Annotated in this window: 5 protein-coding genes and 1 pseudogene; 4 read left to right on the top strand and 2 right to left on the bottom strand. The window is 71.9% G+C overall.

Features of this window, described 5'->3' with window-relative positions; genetic code table 11:
• The coding region (locus I59_RS06175; protein ID WP_031273096.1) for an acetylxylan esterase at positions 1-214 on the top strand (214 nt) is incomplete at its 5' end.
• A gap of 111 nt (positions 215-325) precedes the next feature.
• Here the strand turns inward: I59_RS06175 and I59_RS06180 are convergent.
• On the bottom strand, positions 326-577 hold the full coding sequence (locus I59_RS06180; protein WP_042726522.1) for a DUF4287 domain-containing protein: 252 nt from the start codon (positions 575-577) through the stop codon (positions 326-328).
• 163 nt (positions 578-740) lie between these two features.
• On the opposite strand from I59_RS06180, the gene I59_RS06185 reads away from it, so the two are divergent.
• Genes I59_RS06185 through I59_RS06195 form a run of 3 tightly spaced genes read left to right on the top strand, consistent with a single transcriptional unit; the run spans position 741 to position 3,681 of the window.
• A complete protein-coding gene (locus tag I59_RS06185) occupies positions 741-1,856 on the top strand; it encodes an amino acid ABC transporter permease (protein ID WP_022903118.1) in 1,116 nt (371 codons plus the stop codon).
• Positions 1,853-2,626 (top strand): amino acid ABC transporter ATP-binding protein, encoded by a 774-nt coding sequence (locus I59_RS06190; protein WP_022903119.1) that lies wholly within the window; start codon positions 1,853-1,855, stop codon positions 2,624-2,626. The genes I59_RS06185 and I59_RS06190 overlap by 4 nt, the downstream gene beginning before the upstream one ends.
• 38 nt (positions 2,627-2,664) lie before the next feature.
• A complete protein-coding gene (locus I59_RS06195; protein ID WP_022903120.1) occupies positions 2,665-3,681 on the top strand; it encodes a transporter substrate-binding domain-containing protein in 1,017 nt (338 codons plus the stop codon).
• Positions 3,682-3,968: 287 nt separating this feature from the next.
• Here I59_RS06195 and I59_RS06200 read toward each other — a convergent pair.
• Positions 3,969-4,198 (bottom strand): annotated as a pseudogene (locus I59_RS06200) (LLM class flavin-dependent oxidoreductase); the annotation flags it as partial.

Genomic DNA, 4,198 nt, shown 5'->3' on the forward strand with positions numbered 1-4,198 from the left:
ACGGGGTGCTGCACGCCGCACGTGCGACGGCCCCGGCGTGTTCTCGACGGCGCTGATGGACCCGATCTGCCCGCCCTCCACCGTGTACGCCGCGTTCAACGCGTACGCGGGNCCGAAGGACATGACCGTCTGGGAGTACAACGGGCACGAGGGCGGCGGCGCACACGAGGACACGGCGACGTTCGCCCACCTCGCACAGGTCTTGCGCCCCTGACGGCGGCCGGCAGCCCGGCGGCACGACGGCCCGGCGGCACGGCTGCCCGGCGCCACAGCGGCACGGCTGCCCGGCGCCACAGCGGCACGACGACCCTGGAGAGGCGCTGCCTCAGTCCCCCAGCGCCCGCCGCACGAACGCGACGAGCGCGTTCGCGTGGCCGTGGCCCATGCCGTGCTCCTCCTTGAGCCAGCCGACCACCTCCATGTGCCCGTCTCCGTCGAGCCGGTCCGCGACGAGGTCGAGCCACTCCTGCACCGGACGGCCGTACTTCGCCTCGATGCTCGGGAAGTACGACTGCGGCCCCTTCGGCTTCGCACCGTCGGCGGGCGGCTCGGGAACGGTCACGCGGTGTCCGGTCATGCGCTCACGGTAGTGCTGCACACGGCGTCACAGAACCCCGCCCCACGCTCCACGACGTCACACGAGGACGCACCGACCGGCCTGCGTGACAGCACGTTCCGTCGTGTGCCGGTCTGTTGCGCGGGTCGTTGGCAGCGCGTGCGGCGCCTCCTACGGTCGCCGCATGACCAACACCACCCGGGTCCCCGTACGGGACGCGACCGGCGTCCCGGACGCCGGCTCCACGTCGGACGCGCACCGCGCCTCCAGGACGGGTGCGGACGCGACCGGCCCGCACAGCGGCGCCGACGCGGTCACCGCTGCCGGCCGTGCTGCCCTCGACCGACCGGTCGTCCCGCTGCGCCACCCCGTCCGCTGGGTGGCCGCCGCACTCGTGCTCGTCGTCCTGCTGAACTTCGTCGAGACGCTGTTCACGAACGAGGCCTGGGGCTGGCCGGCTGTCGGGAAGTGGCTGTTCAGCCCGGCCATCCTCACCGGCCTGCAGCTGACGCTCGTCGCGACTGCGCTGAGCGCCGTCATCAGCTTCGTCGGCGGGGTCGTCGTCGCCGTGGCCCGGCTGTCGCAGAACCCGGTGCTGTCCGGGCTGGCGTGGGGCTACGTGTGGTTGTTCCGGTCGGTGCCGCTCATCCTCGTGCTCGTCTTCCTCTACAACCTCGGCTCGCCCTCCCCGACGATCGGCATCGGGATCCCGTTCGGCCCGCAGTGGGAGGTGCCGACCGCGAACGTCCTCGGCGACCTCGCCATCGGCGTGATCGGCCTGAGCCTCAGTGAGATCGCCTACGCATCGGAGATCGTCCGCGCCGGCGTCCTGGCGGTCGACCACGGGCAGCTCGAGGCGGCGCAGGCGCTCGGTCTCTCGCGGCGCCGGCAGTTCAGCCGCGTCGTGCTCCCCCAGGCGCTCCGCTCGATCGTCCCGGCGTTCGTCAACCAGATCGTCGGGCTGCTCAAGGCGTCCTCGCTGCTGTTCTACGTGTCGCTGCTCGACCTGTTCGGCGTGGTGCAGAACCTGTCGAGCACGTACCCGACCGACATCATCCCGCTCCTCGTCGTGGCGACCGTCTGGTACCTCGCCCTCACCAGCGCGGTGTCGGTCGCGCAGTACTACGTCGAGCGGTGGACGTCACGCGGCTCCGCGCGGGCACTCCCGCCGACGCCGTTCCAGCGGCTGCGCGCTGCGGCGCGCCGGACCCGGCCTGGAGGCACGGACCGCGCCGCACAGGTCGCCAGCGCCCGGCGCGTGGTCGCGTCCGGCGAGCACGACGGGAAGGCTGTCTCGTGAGCGCGTCCATCGCCGTCGCCGGTGCCGTGAAGTCCTTCGGCGACCAGCGCGTCATCGACGGGATCGACCTCGAACTGGCGGCCGGGAGCGTCACCGTGGTCCTCGGCCCCTCCGGGTCGGGCAAGTCCACCCTCCTCCGGGCGATCAACCACTTCGAGCCGCTCGACCGGGGCGTCGTCACGATCGGCGGCGAGACCATCGGCGTCCGGCTGCGGACCGGACGCGACGGGACGCAGCGGTACAAGGAGCTGCCCGAACGGCAGATCCTCCGGCAGCGGTCCCGCATCGGGTTCGTGTTCCAGCACTTCAACCTGTTCCCGCACCTCACCGCGCTCGAGAACGTCGCCGAGGGTCCCGTGGCCGCCGGGGTGTCGCGGCCGGTGGCCCTCCGGCGGGCGCAGGACCTGCTCGAACGCGTCGGGCTCGGCGACCGCGCCGTGGCACGACCCCGCCAGCTGTCCGGCGGGCAGCAGCAGCGCGTCGCGATCGCACGGGCGCTCGCGCTGGAGCCGTCCGTGGTGCTCCTCGACGAGCCGACCTCCGCACTCGACCCGGAGCTCGTCGGTGAGGTCCTCGGCGTCATCCGGTCCCTCGCCGACTCGGGCACCACGCTCGTCATCGTCACGCACGAGGTCGCGTTCGCCCGCGAGGTCGCCGACCACGTCGTCTTCCTCGACCACGGGCGCATCGTCGAACAGGGGCCGCCGGCCCAGGTCATCGACACCCCGCAGCACGCCCGGACCCGCGACTTCCTCGCCCGCGTGCGCTGACCTCCCCTCCCCTCACCCACACCCGACACAGGAGCACCATGTCCACGATCACCCCCATCCGCTGGCGTCACCGCGCCGGCGCCCTCGTCCTCGCCGCCGGAGTCGTCGTCGCCCTGGCCGGCTGCGCCGCGAACGCGTCCGCCGACACGTCCGGCACCGCCGACGGGACGGTCACGATCGGCGCGCACTCGAACGGCGCAGCGACCGAGACGACGGTGCAGGTCACCGAGGACACCGAGCTCCACGACGCCCTGCCGGCCGACGTCCGCGACTCCGGCAAGCTCACCATCGGCGTCGGTGCGCTGCCCTCGGGGTTCCCGCCCCTCGCGTTCACCGGCGACGACCAGAAGACCCTGACCGGTTCGGAACCCGACCTCGGCCGCCTCGTCGCGGCGAAGCTCGGGCTGGAGGCCGACGTGCAGAACGCCACGTGGGACAACCTCTTCGTCGGCATCGACAGCGGGAAGTACGACGCCGGCTTCTCGAACGTCACGGTGACCGAACAGCGCAAGGAGAAGTACGACTTCGCCTCCTACCGGCAGGACAACCTCGCGTTCCAGGTCCTGTCCACCAGCTCGTTCACGTTCGACGGCGACCCGTCGGTGCTCGCCGGCACGACCCTGTCGGTCAGCTCGGGCACGAACCAGGAGAAGATCCTCCTCGAGTGGCAGAAGGAGCTCCAGGCGAAGGGCGAGGACTTCACGATCAAGTACTACCCGGACGGCAACGCCGTCAAGCTCGCCCTCGACTCCGGGAAGATCGACGCGTACTTCGGGCCGAACCCGACGATCGCGTACCAGAACACGCAGAGCAAGGACACGGCCGAGCCGACGAAGACGGCCGGCACCTACTCCGGCGCTGGGTCGTCGCTCCAGGGCCTCATCGCGGCGACCACCAAGAAGGGCAGCGGGATCGCGAAGCCCGTGGCGGCGGCGATCAACGAGCTCATCGAGGACGGCACGTACGCGAAGTGGCTCGAGGCGTACAACCTGTCGAACGAGGCCGTGAAGACGTCCGAGGTGAACCCGGAGGGGCTCCCGCTCGACAACAGCTGACGTCCGTCACGCAGGACGACGCCCCCGCTGCCGACCGGCAGCGGGGGCGTCGTTCGTCCGAGGGGCGTGTGCGGTCGGGCCGTGGCCCGACGACACGGCCGCCGGCCTGCGACACTCGTCACGTCCCGCTTCAGCGTCGATGTCGAACGACACGGCCGTCGTCGTGCGACACCGGCGACGTCGCTCGTTGTACACGCGGGCATCCCGCCGCCGCCAGCTTGCGACACAGCCGACGTCGCACGACGTCGACGATGACGTCTCGCGACGGCAGCGCTCTCGGTCGCGACTCAGACCGCGGCCGGCACCTCCTGCTCGGCCCGCCGCGCCCACTCGTCCGCGAGCAGCTCGTACGAGCGCACGCGGGCCTCGTGGTCGTGCGTGATCGTCGTGACGAGGAGCTCGTCCGCTCCCGTGACCCGACGGAGGGTCTCCAACCGGTCGGCGACGTGCGACGCGTCCCCGACGAACCGGGTCGCCAGCCGGTCGGCGACGGCCGCGGCAGCCTCGTCGTCGAGGG

The organism is Curtobacterium sp. B8, from assembly GCF_000333315.1.
GTDB classification, from domain to species: Bacteria; Actinomycetota; Actinomycetes; order Actinomycetales; family Microbacteriaceae; genus Curtobacterium; species Curtobacterium luteum.

Excerpts from the sequence above, each read along its gene's own strand:
- I59_RS06180 (WP_042726522.1), bottom strand. The coding sequence starts at position 577 with ATGACCGGACACCGCGTGACCGTTCCCGAGCCGCCCGCCGACGGTGCG.
- I59_RS06185 (WP_022903118.1), top strand. The coding sequence starts at position 741 with ATGACCAACACCACCCGGGTCCCCGTACGGGACGCGACCGGCGTCCCG.
- I59_RS06195 (WP_022903120.1), top strand. The coding sequence starts at position 2,665 with ATGTCCACGATCACCCCCATCCGCTGGCGTCACCGCGCCGGCGCCCTC.